The sequence below is a fragment of the Caballeronia sp. LZ028 genome (assembly GCF_031451415.1).
GTDB lineage: Bacteria > Pseudomonadota > Gammaproteobacteria > Burkholderiales > Burkholderiaceae > Caballeronia > Caballeronia zhejiangensis.
The window spans coordinates 273,903-289,494 of record NZ_JARUXN010000003.1; the positions used below are offsets into that span (position 1 = coordinate 273,903).

Sequence of the window (15,592 nt, forward strand, 5' to 3'; positions counted from 1 at the left end):
ATGTTCGAACACATCGATGCCTATCCCGGCGATCCGATCCTTTCGCTCAACGAAGACTTCGCGAAGGATCCGCGCGCGGACAAGGTCAATCTGAGCATCGGCATCTACTACGACGACGAAGGCCGTCTGCCGGTGATGCGCGCCGTGCGCGAAGCGGAAGCGCAGTTGCTCGCGGAACCCGCTGCGAAACCGTATCTGCCGATGGCGGGCTTCGCCGCGTATCGCGATGCCGTGCAGTCGCTCGTATTCGGCGACGATTCCGCAGCGCGCATCGAAGGCCGCATCGCGACCGTGCAGACGCTCGGCGGCTCCGGCGCGCTCAAGGTCGGCGCGGACTTCATCAAGCGCTATTTCCCGGCGTCGCACGTCTGGGTGAGCGATCCGACGTGGGATAACCATCGCTTCATCTTCGAGCGCGCGGGCTTCACGGTCGGCACGTATCCGTACTACGACGAAGCGAGCGGCGGCCTGAAGTTCGACGCGATGCTCTCGGCGATCCGCGACTTGCCTGCGAAGAGCGTCGTGCTGCTGCACGCGTGCTGTCATAACCCCACGGGCGTCGATCTGAACGATGCGCAATGGGCGATGCTCATCGACGCCATCAAAGCGCGCGACTTGCTTCCGTTCATCGACATGGCGTATCAGGGCTTCGGCGCGGGACTCGATGCGGATGCGTTCGCGATTCGCGAGCTGGTTCGCCGCAACGTGCCCGCGCTGATCGCCAATTCGTTCTCGAAGAACTTTTCGCTCTACGGCGAGCGTTGCGGCGCGTTGTCGGTGATCTGCGAATCGGCGGAGATAGCGGCGCGCGTGCTCGGTCAACTGACGAGCGCCGTGCGCGCGAACTACAGCAATCCGCCGACGCATGGCGCGAGGATCGTCGCGCGCGTCTTGACGACGCCCGCGTTGCGGCAATCGTGGCAGGAAGAACTGGCGTCGATGTGCACGCGCATCGCGCGCATGCGTAGCGCGATTCACGCGCGTCTTTCCGGCAACGTGCCCGATGCGATGCTTGCGCGTTACGTCGAGCAGCGCGGCATGTTCACGTACACGGGGCTTTCCGCCGCGCAGGTCGATGTGCTGCGCGAACGGCACGGCGTCTATCTGATCCGCTCGGGCCGCATGTGCGTCGCGGCGCTGAACGAGCGCAACGTCGATGCGACCGCAAGCGCCATCGGCGAAGTGCTGTCGAAAGCGATCGCGTAGCCGCTCATTTTCGCCTCATTGTGCGCGGGCACACTGCATCCATCGCTGATGAAGGAGGGATGCAGTCATGGAAACGTTTCGCTCTTATGTCGATGGGCTGCTCGACCAACTCGACGCGCACGCCGATCGCACGGTGCTGCGCTATCTCGACGACGACGTGACCGGCGCGGCGTTTCGCGCATCGATCTATCGATATGCGCGGGCGCTTGCGTCGTTCGGCGTCACGCGCGGCGGGTTCGTCGCGATGTTCGCGCCGAACTGCCCCGATGCGCTCGCGATCCGCTACGCGACCGGCCTGCTCGGCGCAACGACGATGTTCCTGCCCGCGATCACGCGCGCGGAACAGCGCGCCGCGTTTGTCACGCGCATGCAGCCGACGTTGCTCATCGCCTTCGAACAGACGAAGCATCTCGTGCCGGCGCATAGCGGCGCGCGTCTCGCGTATGTCGGAACGGGGCCGGCGCGTTTGCGGCTGGATATCCGGGCGCGCGTGCAGCACGATCTGCCGGTTGAGAGCCGTGCAAGACCCGACGATCTCGCCGTGGTGGTGTCGTCGGGCGGCTCGACCGGCGTGCCGAAAGCGAGCCGCCGCAGCTTCGCCGCATATTCGACGATGGTGAGCGCGCCGAGCCCCGAGGATCGGCGGCAGCTCGTCAACGGCGCGCTTGCGTATCTGTCGCAAGTGCTCGTCGATAACACGTTGATGGGCGGCGGCATCGTCGTGCTCAAGCCTGGCTACGATCCCGCCGAAACGCTCGCGACGATCGAAGCCGAGCGCATCACGGACGTCTTGCTCGTCGAACCGCAACTGTTCGAAACGATGGATCATCCGGACGTTCATCGGCGCAATCTGTCTTCGTTGCGCTCGGTCGCGCATATCGGCGGATCGGCGCCCGCGATTTTGCGGCGGCGCGCGATCGAGCGCCTCGGCCCGGTGCTCACGCACATGTACGGCGCGAGCGAAGCGGGGCTCGTGAGCGTGTTGACGCCGTCGGACTATCTCGTCGATGCGAGTCTGCTCGAGAGCGCCGGGCGTATCCGGCCGGGCGTCGAGGTGCGGATTCGCCGCGCCGACGGCACGTTCGCGCGTCATGGCGAGCACGGCGCAATCGAGGTGAAATCGAAGGCGGTGGCGCAGGGCTATTACCGGCAGCCGATCGAAGCGGCGCAGAAGTTTCGCGATGGCTGGTGCATGACGGGCGATATCGGCTTCATCGACGGGAGGGGTTATCTGCATGTGATCGGACGTGGAGGGGATGTCGCCGAAATCGATGGTGCCGTCGTCGGTCCGGCGCAGATCGAAACGCCGCTTTGTGCGTTGCCCGATGTGCGCTATGCGCGCGCTGTTGCATCGGCCGATGCTGCGCGCGGTTATGTGTGGGATGTCGTAGTGGTGCCGTGGACAGGAAGGCGTGTGGATGTCGCGCGTTGCATGCGGGCGCTTGAATCGGCGTGTGGGGTCGCAGTGGCGAAGGTTGTGCGGATGGCTGCCGTGCAGCGCGTGCCGCTTACCGAGCAAGGGAAGGTGAATCGGGCGGCGATTGGGTTCTGGTGTCGGGAGGCCTTAAGTACCAGGTGTACATTCGGCCAAGCGCGTGCGATGCCGGCTGCAGTCAGTTGAAATATTGTCCTTGGTAAGTAAGCACGCCGATCGACGACGTAAAGCTACCGCCATCGACAAGTCCCTCACTCATGCTCCGGAGCACGATCAACGCATTTGCCGAATTGAGCGTGCCCGAAGATCGAACGCAGCCGTAATAACACCATTGCTACCGCCCTGCGCATTTTGAGTGGTGTATTCCTGTTTAACGCTCGCAAACGGGAGTTAAACATTCTCGGCATGGTAGCCACCCGATCCAATAGGATCGACGCCGCTAATACGCACGTCTTCAAGCGTGAACTTCTGGAAGTCGAGCGGCGTCCCGCCTGACTTGCGCATCGTGAGGATGGCTCTCGGGATAACCGTGCGTTTTGAAGGCATACACGCAAAGTCCGAATTAGCCCCTGTCCCTCGCCCGCCCCAACACCAAATGCGCCACCGTCCCCAGCACGATCCCCCAAAACGCCGACCCCAACCCGAGAAAACTCATATTCGAAGCCGTCGCGATAAACGCGATAAACGAAGCTTCCCGATGCGCCTCATCCTGCACCAGCCCCACGACGTTCGCCGCGATCGCGCCGAGCAGCGCGAGACCGGCGAGCACCGCAACGAACGCATTCGGCAGCGCGGCGAACAGCATGACGACCGTCCCCGCAAAGCATCCGCCGATCAGATAGAAGACGCCATTGGCGATGCCCGCAACATAACGATTCGCCGGGTCGCGATGCGCATCGGGCCCGGTGCATAGCGCCGCCGTAATCGCCGCGATGACGATCGTGATGCCGCCCGAAAACGCGACGAGCATCGATGCGAGGCCCGTCGTCATGAGCACGGGACGCGTCGGCGTCTGATAACCCGACACGCGCAAGATCGAAAAGCCAGGCAGGAATTGCCCCGTCAGACTGACGATGACGAGCGGCAACGCAAGACTCACGGTCGATTGCCAGGACCAAGTCGGCATCGTGAATACGGGGGGCGTGAGATGAAGGCTGACCGACTCGAAATGCGTCAGGCCGAGTGCCATCGCCAGCGCGCAGCCGGACGCGAGAACCAGAATGAGGCAGTAGCGCGGCGCCCATCGGCGAAAAACGAGGAAGCTCGCGATCATGCCCAACGCGAGCCACGGCGTAACGGCAATCGACTTGAATACGTTCGTGCCGAACTGAAAGAGAATGCCGGCCATCATCGCGCAGGCGATGCCCTTCGGTATGCGCTTGACGATCTCATCGAACCATCCCGACAAGCCGAGCACGAAGATGCACGCGCCCGCGACGATATACGCGCCGATCGCCTCGCTCACCGGCATGCCCGGAAACAGCGTGACGAGCAGCGCCGAACCGGGCGCCGACCACGCGGTGATGATCGGCTGCTTCAGCCACACACTCAGCGCGATGCCCGAAACGGCCGCGCCCATCGAGATGGACCAGACCCACGACGCGATCACGACGTTGCCGACATGTGCCGCGTGCTAGGCAAGGAAGAGAATCGCGAGCGGTCCGGCATACGAGATGATGACGGCAAGCAACCCGGCGCTCACCGCCGATACCGACCCGCTTCCTTCCCGCGATACCGGAATCGACATGCGCGGCTTCAGCGAATCGACGACGGATGATGAGCGAGCGCCGTCACTTGCATCGTCATGTACGGGAAGAGCGGCAGGCCGGACAAGATCGTGTGCAGTTCATCGTGCGAATCGACATCGAAGACGCTGTAGTTCGCATATTCGCCGACCACGCGATGCAACTGCTGCCATTTGCCTTGCCGCTGCAGTTCCTGCGAGTATTCCTTCTCGCGCGCCTTGATTTCATCGGCTTTGGCGGCGGGCATGTCGTGCGGCAGATGAACGTCCATTCTGACGAGATAAAGCATGATGTCCCCAATCGTTGTTGATGCGTTGATTCGATGATTCAAGCGCGCTTGTCGCGACGATAAAACGCGAGCTTCGCTTCATCGATCTGAAGCCCGAGGCCCGGTCCTTCCGGCAAGTGCAGATCGAAGTCGCGATACTGCGGACGCGCCGTGACGATGTCGTCCTTCAACAGCAGCGGCCCGAACAGTTCCGTGCCCCACGCGAGCTGCGGCAACGCGCTGAAACCATGCGCCGATGCAATCGAGCCGATGCTGCCTTCGAGCATCGTGCCGCCGTAGAGCGAGACGCCCGCCGCATCCGCGATGGCGGCCGTGCGCATCATTCCGTAGATGCCGCCGGACTTCGCGATCTTCAGCGCGAACACATCGGCGCATGCGTGACGCACGAGTTCGAGCGCGTCCTCGGGGCCCGTCACCGCTTCGTCGGCCATGATCGGCACGATGAAGCGCGCCGCGAGCCGCGCGAGCGTGCCGCGCTGCTCGCGCGGAGTCGGCTGTTCGATGAGATCGATGCCCGCTGCCTGAAGCGCTTCGATGCCGAGCGACGCATCGGTCTCGCTCCATGCCTGATTCACGTCGACGGTGACTTTCGCGCGATCGCCGAGCGCGGCCTTGATCTTCGATACATGCGCGACGTCATCGCGCACGCCGCGCCGGCCGATCTTCAGCTTGAATGTGTTGTGACGGCGTTCGGCCAGCAGCATTTCCGCTTCTTCGATATCGCGCTGCGTGTCGCCGCTCGCGAGCGTCCAGAGTACCGGAAGCGTCTTGCGCACCGCGCCGCCGAGCAACTCCGACACCGGCACGTTCAACCGCTTGCCTTGCGCGTCGAGCAGCGCCGTTTCGAGCGCGCACTTCGCGAAGCGATTGCCGCGCGCGACCTTGTTGAGCTTCAGCATCGCCGCGTTGATGTTGCTCGCATCCTGTCCGATGAGCGCGGGCGCGAGATAGGTATCGATCGTCAGCTTGATGCCTTCGGGGCTTTCATCGCCGTAAGACAGGCCGCCGATGGTCGTGGCTTCGCCAATGCCCTCGATGCCGTCGCTCGTGCGCAGACGGACGATGACGAGGGTTTGCTGCTGCATCGTCGCCATCGCGAGTTGATGCGCGCGAATGGTCGGGAGATCAACCAGAATCGCTTCGACGGAGGTGATTTGGGCGTTCATACCTGAAATGTCGGAATGGAGAGGTTGATGCAGTATTGCGCGCCCGTTTGCCGCCTGTCCAAGACCATTCGCGTCTAGTGCGATACCCCCCAGGTATGACGCGCGTCATCGCCCCCGATCCGTGCGCGCCGTGTAAGGAATCTTCTCCTCGTCATACAGCCGGTAAATGAGTTCGAGCATTTCCTTGATGTCGCGCGATTCGTCGAGCGCGCGCATGCTCATGATGACCGGCGAAACGAGCGTGGGATCGTCGAGTTCCTTGTAGCTCACGTCGTCGCGCTTCAGGCCGTGGACGCTGCTCGGCACGACGGAAATGCCTTCGCCCGCCGCGACGAGCCCCAGCGCGATCTGCAATTCGCGCACTTCGTAGATCTTGCGCGGCGCGAGCCCGCGATCCTGAAACGCCGCGAGCACCTGATCCGCATAACTCGGGCGCGGCGACTTCGGAAAGATGATGAGCGTCTCGTTGACGAGATCGCGCAGCGAGAGAATGGGCTTCGCGAGCGAGAGCGGGTGCCCGAGCGGAAGCGCGACGATCAGTTGCTCTTCGCGCAAGATCACGCGACGGATGTTGGCATCCTCATGACGAATGCGCCCGAAGCCCACATCGATGCGGCCATCCTTGAGCGCGCGGATCTGGTCCATCGTCGACATTTCGTGCAGGCTCAGTTCGACGGTCGCGTTCTCGTCGCGAAAGCGCCGGATGATCTTCGGCAGCATGCCGTAGAGCGTCGAGCCGACGAATCCCACCGAAAGACTGCGCTCGATATTGCCTACGCGGCGCGTCATCGATTCGAGTTCGGCGGTCTGCGCGAGCAACTGCACCGCATGCGAATAAAAGAACTTGCCGGTCTCCGTGAGCTTGAGCGGCCGCGAGTTGCGTTCGAAGAGTTGCACGCCGAGCGTTTCTTCGAGTTGCTGTATTTGACGGCTCAAAGGCGGTTGTGCGATATGCAGCCTTTCGGCCGCGCGCGTGAAGTTTCTTTCTTCCGCCACCGCCACGAAGTAACGCAGGTGTCGCAACTCCATTCAATACCTCCTGGATATGGCCCGATACTAAATCAGTGTTGGACTGGGCTTCTTTACGTCCATTATCCTGCCTTCACGCTCTGTTTCAACACCCGACTATACCTTCCGAGCATATCTGCACAGGTGATGAAGCGAGGGTTAACCCCCACCAGAAAATTGCGAGATTCAGGAGAAGACATGAGCATCAAAGTGTTCGATACGAAGGAAGTGCAGGACCTGCTGAAGGCCGCTGCGAACATCGGGAGTCAGGACGGCAATGCTCGCGCCAAAGAGATCACGCATCGCCTGTTGAGCGACCTCTTCAAGGCGATCGACGACCTCGACATGACGCCCGATGAAATCTGGGCCGGCGTCAACTATTTCAACAAGCTCGGTCAGGATGGCGAAGCGGCGTTGCTCGCCGCCGGCCTCGGTCTGGAGAAGTATCTCGACATCCGCATGGATGCCGCAGACCGCGAAGCCGATATCCACGGCGGCACGCCGCGCACCATCGAAGGCCCGCTGTATGTGGCCGGTGCGCCGGTGCGCGAGGGCGTGTCGAAGATCGATCTCGATCCCGATGCGAACGCCGGCCCGCTCGTCATTCGCGGCACGGTCACGGGTCACGATGGCAAGCCGGTTGCGAATGCGGTCGTCGAATGCTGGCACGCCAACTCGAACGGCTTCTACTCGCACTTCGACCCGACCGGCGCGCAAAGCGATTTCAATCTGCGCGGCGCAGTGAAAACGGGCGCGGACGGCAAGTACGAATTCCGCACGCTGATGCCGGTCGGCTACGGCTGCCCGCCGCACGGCGCGACGCAGCAACTGCTGAACTCGCTCGCGCGTCATGGCAATCGTCCGGCGCACGTGCACTTCTTCGCGACGAGCGAGAAGCATCGCAAGCTGACGACGCAGATCAACATCGAAGGCGATCCGCTGATCTGGGATGACTTCGCTTATGCGACTCGCGAAGAACTCGTTCCGCATGTCGTCGAAAAGACGGGCGGCACGGCGCTGGGGCTGAAGGCCGACGCGTACAACGAAATCGTGTTCGACATCCAGTTGACGCCGCTCGTGCAGGGCAAGGACAACCAGCTCGTCCAGCGCCCGCGCGCATCCGTCACCGCGTAATTACGCAACAGCGGCGGTCAGCCCGCCGCCGCCCGAATCTCCGTACGACCCCTTCGATACCGATGCATGCGCTCCGTCGCCGGAACGCGCATAGGGAGAACTCATATGTCCGCCATCACCGACAAAGCCACGCAGCTCGATGAACTGCTGCAAAACGCCGTCCAGGACGACAAGGAGAGTGGCATCTTCCGTTGCCGCCGCGACATCTTCACGAACGCCGATCTGTTCGATCTCGAGATGAAACACATCTTCGAGAGCAACTGGGTGTATCTCGCGCACGAAAGCCAGATCCCGAACAACAACGATTACTACACGACGTGGATCGGCCGTCAGCCCATCGTGGTGACGCGAGACAAGACCGGCGAGTTGCACGCGGTCATCAATGCATGCGCGCACAAGGGGGCGATGCTCTGCCGCCGCAAGCACGGCAACAAGGGCAGCTTCACCTGTCCGTTCCATGGCTGGACGTTCTCCAACACCGGCAAGCTGCTGAAGGTGAAGGACGAGAAGACGACCGAATACCCGATCCAGTTCAACACGCACGGCTCGCACGATCTGCGCCGCGTGCCGCGTTTCCAGAACTATCGCGGCTTTCTCTTCGGCAGCCTGAATGCGGATTCGATGCCGCTCGAAGACTATCTCGGCGAGACGAAGGTCATCATCGATCAGATCGTCGATCAGGCGCCGAACGGCCTCGAAGTCTTGCGCGGCAATTCCTCGTACATCTACGACGGCAACTGGAAGATGCAGATGGAAAACGGCTGCGACGGTTATCACGTCAGCACCGTGCATTGGAATTACGCCGCGACGATGGGCCGCCGCAAGATCGAAGGCACCAAGGCCGTCGATGCGAATAGCTGGAGCAAGTCGGTCGCGGGCGTGTACGGATTCGATCATGGCCACATCCTGTTGTGGACGAAGACGATGAATCCGGAAGTGCGGCCGGTGTATCAGCATCGCGAAGAGATCAAGGCGCGCGTGGGCGAAGTGCAGGCGGATTACATCGTCAATCAGACGCGCAATCTGTGCCTCTATCCGAACGTCTTTCTGATGGATCAGTTCAGCACGCAGATTCGCGTGGTGCGCCCGCTCGGCGTCGACAAGACCGAAGTCAGCATCTTCTGCTTCGCGCCGAAGGGCGAGAGCGCCGAAGATCGCGCGACGCGCATCCGTCAGTACGAAGACTTCTTCAACGTGACCGGCATGGGCACGAGCGACGACCTCGAGGAATTCCGCGCGTGCCAGTCGGGTTATGCGGGCATCACGGCGATGTGGAACGACCTCTCGCGCGGCGCGCCGCTTTGGGTCCACGGTCCTGACGAGAACGCGCAGAACATGGGTATCAAGCCGCTCATTTCGGGCGAGCGCAGCGAAGACGAAGGACTCTTCGTCGTGCAGCACGAATACTGGGTCAACGTGATGCGCGACGCGTTGAAGAAGGAACAAGGGGAGGCACTGGCATGAGCTTCGACTACCTGAAAATCTGCGCGACGCTGTATCGCGAAGCGCGTCTGCTCGACGATCGTCAATGGGACGAATGGCTCGGCTGCTATGCGGAAGACGTCACGTACTGGATGCCCGCATGGGACGACGACGATCAGATCACCGATGACCACGAAAGTCAGATCTCGTTGATGTATTACCCGGATCGCGGCGGCCTCGAAGATCGCGTGTTCCGCATCAAGACCGAGCGCAGTGGCGCTTCGATGCCCGAGCCGCGCACGAGCCACAACGTCACCAACGTGGAAGTGCTGGCCGAGCGCGAGAACGAAGTGGATGTGCGCTACAACTTCGACACGCTCAATCACCGCTACAAGATCACCGATCATTTCTTCGGCACGATCTTCGTGACGCTGCGCAAGGTCGACGACATTCTGGTGATTGCGCACAAGAAGATTGTGCTGAAGAACGACTATATCCGCCAGGTGCTCGACGTCTATCACGTCTGACACTCGCGGTGACGAGACAGGAAGTAGGAGGCAACATGTCCAGCTACAACATTGCACTGAATTTCGAAGACGGCGTGACGCGTTTTGTCGAATGCAAGGCGGGCGAGAAAGTTCTCGACGCCGCATTCCGCGCCAAGATAAATCTGCCGATGGATTGCTCCGACGGCGTGTGCGGCACCTGCAAATGCCGCGCCGAAAGCGGCAACTATGATCTCGGCGACGACTACATCGAAGACGCGCTTTCCGACGACGAAAAGGAAAGCGGTCTCGTGCTCACCTGCCAGATGGTGCCATCGAGCGATTGCGTGATCGCGGTCCCGGCATCGTCGACGGCATGCAAGACCGCGCAGAGCAAGTTCGCCGCGACGGTCACGAAGATCGAGCCGCACAACGACGCCGCCGTCGTGCTCGAACTGGATGTGGATGCCGCTACGCCCGCGCCGGTTTTTCTGCCGGGCCAGTACGTGAATATCGATGTCCCGGGCAGCGGACAGCATCGTTCGTATTCGTTCTCGTCGGCGCCGGGCGCGACGAAGATCAGCTTTCTCATCAAGAAGATTCCCGGCGGCGTGATGAGCACATGGCTCGAATCCGCGCAGGCCGGTCACACGGTCGAGCTGACCGGTCCGCTCGGCAGTTTCTATCTGCGCGGGGTGGAGCGTCCGCTGCTGTTCCTCGCGGGCGGCACGGGTCTCGCGCCATTCCTCTCGATGCTCGAAGTGCTCGCACGCGCGAACTCGCAGCAGAAGATTCACCTCATCTATGGCGTGACGCGCGATCTCGATCTCGTGCAAGTCGAAGCGATCGAAGCCTATACGGCGCGGTTGCCGAACTTCACGTTCAGCACCGTCGTCGCGGATGCGGATTCGAACCATCCGCGCAAAGGCTGGGTGACGCAGCACATGCCCGCCGAATCGCTGAATGACGGCGATGTCGATGTGTATCTCTGCGGCCCGCCACCGATGGTCGATGCCGTGCGCAAGCACTTCGACGATAGCGGCGTGAAGCCCAACAGCTTCCACTACGAGAAGTTCACGCCCAACGCCGCGCCGGTGGCAGCATGAACACGCAACGATTTGCCGGCAAGGTGATGGTCGTGACCGGCGCGGCGCAGGGCATCGGGCGCGGCGTGGCGCTGCGTGCGGCGGCGGAAGGCGCGAAGGTGGTGCTCGTCGATCGCGCGGACTTCATCGGGGAAGTGGCCGCCGAAGCGCAGGGCGCGGATACGGCCGGCTTCGTCGCCGACATGGAAACGTATGAAGGCGCGGCATCCGCGATGGCGTTCGCAGCGCGCACGTTCGGCGGCATCGATATCCTGATCAACGGCGTCGGCGGCGCGATTCGCATGCGTCCGTTTGCCGAGTTCGAACCCGCGCAGATCGACGCCGAAATCAGGCGCTCGCTCATGCCGACGCTCTACGCGTGCCATGCCGTGTTGCCCCATATGCTCGAACGCGGGCGCGGAACCATCGTGAACGTGTCTTCGAACGCGACGCGCGGGATTCGTCGCGTGCCGTATTCGGCGGCGAAAGGCGGCGTCAACGCAATGACGCAGGCGCTCGCGATGGAATACGGCGAGCGCAACATCCGCGTGGTCGCAGCCGCGCCGGGCGGCACCGAAGCGCCCGCGCGACGCGTGCCGCGCAATGCGAGCGGCGACAGCGAGCAGGAAAAAGTCTGGATGGGCGAAGCGGTGAAGCAGGTCACCGAATCGACGTTCTTCAAACGCTACGGCACGCTGGACGAACAGATCGCGCCGATTCTCTTCCTCGCATCGGACGAAGCGAGCTATATCACCGGCGCGGTATTGCCCGTCGCCGGCGGCGATAACGGCTGATGTCACGGGAGACGCAATCATGAGTGAACGCAAGGCAATCGTTCCCGCGGGAATGGAAGCGGTCTACGAAAAGATCCGCTATGCGCCCGCCATCAAGGCCGGCAATACGATCTACGTGTCCGGGCAGATTGGACGCGATGCGAACATGCAACTGGTCGAAGACCGCGAAGCGCAGATCGTGCAGGCTTTCGACAATCTCGAGCTCGTGCTCGAAGCGGCGGGTGCTTCGTTGAGCGATGTCGTCGACGTGACGAGCTTTCATACCGACATGCGCGATCTGCCGTTGTTCATGCAGGTGCGCGAGCGTTATCTGAACACGCATCCGCTGCCGGCGTGGACCGCGATCGGCGCGCATATGCTCGGTGGTTCCGCGGGTTATATCGTCGAAATCAAGGCGGTCGCCGTAGTGACGGCGAGCGCGTCGTAACACGCAAGAAACGTCAACGTAAAAAGAACCGACCTTGCTGCGCCATGCACGCAGCAAGGAGAACGCGCGCGCGTTCATCGTTCCGCCTGATCAATACATTAAAAATCGCGGAATCAAAGCAAGTCCTACATCCTTGGAGACACCCATGCGGCAAATAGACGTGCAAAAGCTATGCGACGATGCCCGGTTCAGCAAGTTTCATTTGCTGCTTCTGTTCTGGTGCGCGCTCATCATCATCTTCGACGGATACGATCTCGCGGTCGTCGGGATCGCGCTTCCGTCGATCATGAGCGACATGGGCATTCAGCCGACGAGCGCCGGATTCATGGTGAGTTCCGCGCTGCTCGGCATGATGATCGGCGCGGTGTTTCTCGGCACGATTGCCGACAGGATCGGCCGCGTGCCCGCCATCGTCATTTGTCTGCTCCTGTTCAGCGTATTCACGGCCGCGGCCGGATTGACGCGCGATCCCGTGACGTTCGGCATCGCGCGCTTTCTCGCGGGACTGGGCATCGGCGGCGTCATGCCGAATGTCGTCGCGCAAATGACCGAGTATTCGCCGCGCAAGATCCGCAGCACGATGGTCTCGCTGATGTTCAGCGGATATTCCGTCGGCGGCATGCTCGCGGCGCTCGTCGGCAAGGGGATGATCGAGCGCTACGGCTGGCAATCCGTCTTCATCGCGGCGGGCCTTCCGGCGCTGCTCGCGCCCGTGATCCTCAAGTACATGCCCGAGTCGCTCGCATTCCTCGTGCGAAACGAACGCGCGGCGCGCCTGAAGGACATTCTTTCGCGCGTCGATCCGCGCTATGTGCCGCAAGAGGCCGACCGCTTCGCGCTTTCCGATCGCGAAGCCGCGCCCGGTTCGCCGATCGCGCGACTTTTCGCCGAAGGACGCGGCATGAGCACCGTCATGTTGTGGATCGCGTTCTTCATGTGCCTCTTCATGGTCTACGCGCTGAGTTCGTGGCTGACGAAACTGATGGCTGGCGCGGGGCACAGCCTCGGCTCGGCGCTCACATTCGTGCTCGTTCTGAACTTCGGCGCGATGATCGGCGCGATCGGCGGCGGATGGCTCGCGGACCGCTTCAACATCAAGTACGTGCTGATCGCCATGTACGCGCTCGCCGCGATTTCCATCAGCCTGTTGGGCGTGAAGGTGCCGGTCGGCGTGCTGTTTTTCCTGGTGGGTCTCGCGGGCGCATCGACGATCGGCACGCAGATCGTCACGTATGCGTTCGCCGGTCAGTTCTATCCGACAGCGATCCGCTCGACGGGCATCGGCTGGGCGTCTGGCATCGGGCGCAGCGGGGCGATTCTCGCGCCTATCGTGATCGGCTTTCTCGTGAGCAAGGCGTTGCCGCTGCAGCAGAACTTCGTCGCCATCGCGGTGCCCGGCGTCATCGCGATGCTTGCCGTTTGTCTGATCGATGCGCGTCGTTCGCGCAATGACGCCATCGCCGTGGCCGCCGCCGATCCGGCGTAACGACGCGTGCGCCCGGCAGTCACTCCTTCGCGGGCTTCGGTTGCCGGGCCTTCTGCGGCTCGGATGGAGCGCCGCGCTGCGTCGGCGCGCGCGTGCAGGCATCGGGCGGCGTGACATAAGGGACGTCGTGGCAGCAGCACGCATAGACCGGAAAGCCGTACGCGTTCGTGCGGACGATGGTCGTCGGTCCATGCAACGGACACACCGCTTTCATGCAGCCTCCTGAAAATGAAAACGCAGTCAATCAGGTGGTTTCATGTTACTCGCGATATGCGCGTGCGCTTGATTCAAGTCAATCGGAGCCGCGGGCGTCCCGATAGAGTGAGAGCGTCGATTCACGTCACGCGCCACGCAACGGAGTTCGCAGATGAAAGCACTCGTCTATCACGGCCCCGGCATCAAGTCGCTCGACGAGCGGCCGAAACCCGCGCTCGCCGCCGCCACCGATGCGATCGTTCGCGTGACGCGCACGACCATCTGCGGAACCGATCTGCACATTCTCAAGGGCGATGTTCCCACCTGCGAGCCCGGCCGCGTGTTGGGTCACGAAGGCGTGGGCGTCGTCGAGGACGTCGGCGCGGCGGTGTCGACGTTCAAGCCGGGCGATCGCGTGCTGATCTCGTGCATTTCGTCGTGCGGAAAGTGCGAGGCCTGCCGACGCGGCATGTATTCGCACTGCGCGACGGGCGGCTGGATTCTCGGCCACAAGATCGACGGCACGCAGGCCGAATACGTGCGCATCCCGCACGCGGATACGAGCCTCTATCCGATTCCGGCAGATGTCGAGGAAGAGGCGCTCGTCATGCTCTCCGACATTCTTCCGACGGGCTTCGAATGCGGCGTGCTCAACGGGCGCGTGCAGCCGGGCAGCACGGTCGCGATAGTCGGCGCGGGGCCGGTCGGTCTCGCCGCCTTGCTCACCGCGCAGTTCTACGCGCCGGCGCAGATCGTCATGATCGATCGCGACGCGCATCGGCTCGAAATCGCGCGTACGTTCGGCGCGAGCGCGTGCATCGACATCGCGCGCACGGAGGCCGTCGCCGAGATCATGCGTCTGACCGATGGCGCGGGCGTCGATTGCGCCGTCGAAGCGGTCGGCGTGCCGGCGACCTTCGAGCTGTGCCAGCAGATCGTCGCGGCGGGCGGCACCATCGCGAATGTCGGCGTGCATGGCGTGAAGGCCGATCTGCATCTCGAATCGCTCTGGGATCGCAACATCAGCATCACGACGCGTCTCGTCGATACGGTCAGCACGCCGATGCTGCTCAAGACCGTGCGCGCGGGGCGGCTGCAGCCGAAGCAGCTCATCACGCACCGCTTCACGCTCGCGCGCGCGCTCGACGCTTACGACACCTTTGGCCGCGCGGCGGAGACGAACGCGCTGAAGGTCATCATCGAAATTTGAAGTGGGCGGCCTTCAGCGGGAAGCCGTGCGGGCCGGAAAACGATGTACCGCAAAATCCTGGTTGCGCTCGATGGCAGCGAGTGCTCGCAACGCGCGCTCGACGAAGCGATCCGCATCGGCGCGCGTGCGCGAGTGAATGTCGTGTACGTGATCGACGTGGCCGCGCTTTCGTCGTATCCGGCGCAGTATCGCGTGAACGTGCGCGAGGAAGGCGGGCACGCGCTCGATATCGCGTATGCGCGCGTGATCGACGCGGGCATCGAATGCGAAACGGAACTCGCGGAGACGCGCAACGTCACCGATACGATCGCGAAGTGCCTGCAGCGCCGCGCGGTGCACATGCCCGCGGATCTCGTCGTGATGGGCACGCATGGCCGGACCGGGTTGCGCAGGCTCGCGCTCGGCAGCGTCGCGGAAGCGTTCGTCAGACGCTCGACGTGTCCGGTGCTGCTCACGCGCGCACCGAAGCATGTCGCGAAAGACGCGTGAGCCACGACGAGTGAGG

At 62.6% G+C, this 15,592-nt stretch carries 15 protein-coding genes and 1 pseudogene; 11 read left to right on the plus strand and 5 right to left on the minus strand.

Going from position 1 to position 15,592, the window contains the following annotated elements; genetic code table 11:
* Both QCE58_RS18855 and QCE58_RS18860 read left to right on the plus strand, forming a co-directional pair.
* On the plus strand, positions 1-1,206 hold the full coding sequence (locus tag QCE58_RS18855; protein WP_175980530.1) for an amino acid aminotransferase: 1,206 nt from the start codon (positions 1-3) through the stop codon (positions 1,204-1,206).
* A 67-nt stretch (positions 1,207-1,273) separates the two neighbouring features.
* The gene (locus QCE58_RS18860) at positions 1,274-2,827 is read left to right on the plus strand and encodes a class I adenylate-forming enzyme family protein (protein ID WP_250522216.1); all 1,554 of its coding nucleotides are present in this window, start codon (positions 1,274-1,276) and stop codon (positions 2,825-2,827) included.
* 376 nt (positions 2,828-3,203) lie between these two features.
* On the opposite strand, the pseudogene QCE58_RS18865 reads toward QCE58_RS18860, so the two are convergent.
* The 4 genes and pseudogenes from QCE58_RS18865 to QCE58_RS18880 all read right to left on the minus strand — a co-directional run bounded on the left by QCE58_RS18865 (position 3,204) and on the right by QCE58_RS18880 (position 6,870).
* Positions 3,204-4,388, minus strand: a pseudogene (locus QCE58_RS18865) (benzoate/H(+) symporter BenE family transporter).
* Between the two features lie 8 nt (positions 4,389-4,396).
* The gene (catC, locus tag QCE58_RS18870; RefSeq protein ID WP_008347582.1) at positions 4,397-4,675 is read right to left on the minus strand and encodes a muconolactone Delta-isomerase; all 279 of its coding nucleotides are present in this window, start codon (positions 4,673-4,675) and stop codon (positions 4,397-4,399) included.
* A gap of 38 nt (positions 4,676-4,713) precedes the next feature.
* Positions 4,714-5,841 (minus strand): muconate/chloromuconate family cycloisomerase, encoded by a 1,128-nt coding sequence (locus QCE58_RS18875; protein ID WP_008347583.1) that lies wholly within the window; start codon positions 5,839-5,841, stop codon positions 4,714-4,716.
* Between the two features lie 105 nt (positions 5,842-5,946).
* Positions 5,947-6,870, minus strand: coding sequence for a LysR family transcriptional regulator (locus QCE58_RS18880; protein ID WP_008347585.1), 924 nt, complete (start codon positions 6,868-6,870; stop codon positions 5,947-5,949).
* 177 nt (positions 6,871-7,047) lie between these two features.
* Between QCE58_RS18880 and catA the strand changes: the two genes are divergently transcribed.
* From catA to QCE58_RS18915, 7 genes are all read left to right on the plus strand, one after another.
* Positions 7,048-7,983 (plus strand): catechol 1,2-dioxygenase, encoded by a 936-nt coding sequence (gene catA, locus QCE58_RS18885; RefSeq protein WP_008347586.1) that lies wholly within the window; start codon positions 7,048-7,050, stop codon positions 7,981-7,983.
* A gap of 105 nt (positions 7,984-8,088) precedes the next feature.
* Positions 8,089-9,447, plus strand: coding sequence for a Rieske 2Fe-2S domain-containing protein (locus QCE58_RS18890; RefSeq protein ID WP_033536408.1), 1,359 nt, complete (start codon positions 8,089-8,091; stop codon positions 9,445-9,447).
* Positions 9,444-9,932: a benzoate 1,2-dioxygenase small subunit gene (gene benB, locus QCE58_RS18895; RefSeq protein ID WP_008347590.1), complete on the plus strand. Its 489-nt coding sequence runs from the start codon at positions 9,444-9,446 to the stop codon at positions 9,930-9,932. Before QCE58_RS18890 ends, benB begins: the two co-directional genes overlap by 4 nt.
* Positions 9,933-9,967: 35 nt before the next feature.
* Positions 9,968-10,996, plus strand: a complete 1,029-nt coding sequence (gene benC, locus QCE58_RS18900; RefSeq protein WP_250441310.1) for a benzoate 1,2-dioxygenase electron transfer component BenC — start codon at positions 9,968-9,970, stop codon at positions 10,994-10,996.
* Entirely contained in the window at positions 10,993-11,769 is a 777-nt protein-coding gene (gene benD, locus QCE58_RS18905) for a benzoate diol dehydrogenase BenD (RefSeq protein ID WP_250458636.1), read from the plus strand. Before benC ends, benD begins: the two co-directional genes overlap by 4 nt.
* A gap of 19 nt (positions 11,770-11,788) precedes the next feature.
* Positions 11,789-12,196 (plus strand): RidA family protein, encoded by a 408-nt coding sequence (locus QCE58_RS18910; RefSeq protein ID WP_033536407.1) that lies wholly within the window; start codon positions 11,789-11,791, stop codon positions 12,194-12,196.
* Positions 12,197-12,341: 145 nt separating this feature from the next.
* Complete coding sequence (locus tag QCE58_RS18915) at positions 12,342-13,682, plus strand: MFS transporter (protein ID WP_309780048.1); 1,341 nt, start codon at positions 12,342-12,344, stop codon at positions 13,680-13,682.
* A 19-nt stretch (positions 13,683-13,701) separates the two neighbouring features.
* Here QCE58_RS18915 and QCE58_RS18920 read toward each other — a convergent pair whose 3' ends face one another.
* Positions 13,702-13,896 carry a hypothetical protein gene (locus QCE58_RS18920; protein ID WP_008347602.1) on the minus strand — a complete coding sequence of 65 codons (195 nt, stop codon included), beginning with the start codon at positions 13,894-13,896 and terminating at the stop codon, positions 13,702-13,704.
* Between the two features lie 153 nt (positions 13,897-14,049).
* Between QCE58_RS18920 and QCE58_RS18925 the strand changes: the two genes are divergently transcribed.
* Positions 14,050-15,087 (plus strand): zinc-dependent alcohol dehydrogenase family protein, encoded by a 1,038-nt coding sequence (locus tag QCE58_RS18925; RefSeq protein ID WP_008347604.1) that lies wholly within the window; start codon positions 14,050-14,052, stop codon positions 15,085-15,087.
* Positions 15,088-15,129: 42 nt separating this feature from the next.
* Positions 15,130-15,576, plus strand: a complete 447-nt coding sequence (locus tag QCE58_RS18930) for a universal stress protein (protein ID WP_008347606.1) — start codon at positions 15,130-15,132, stop codon at positions 15,574-15,576.
* The last annotated feature ends 16 nt before the right edge of the window (positions 15,577-15,592 follow it).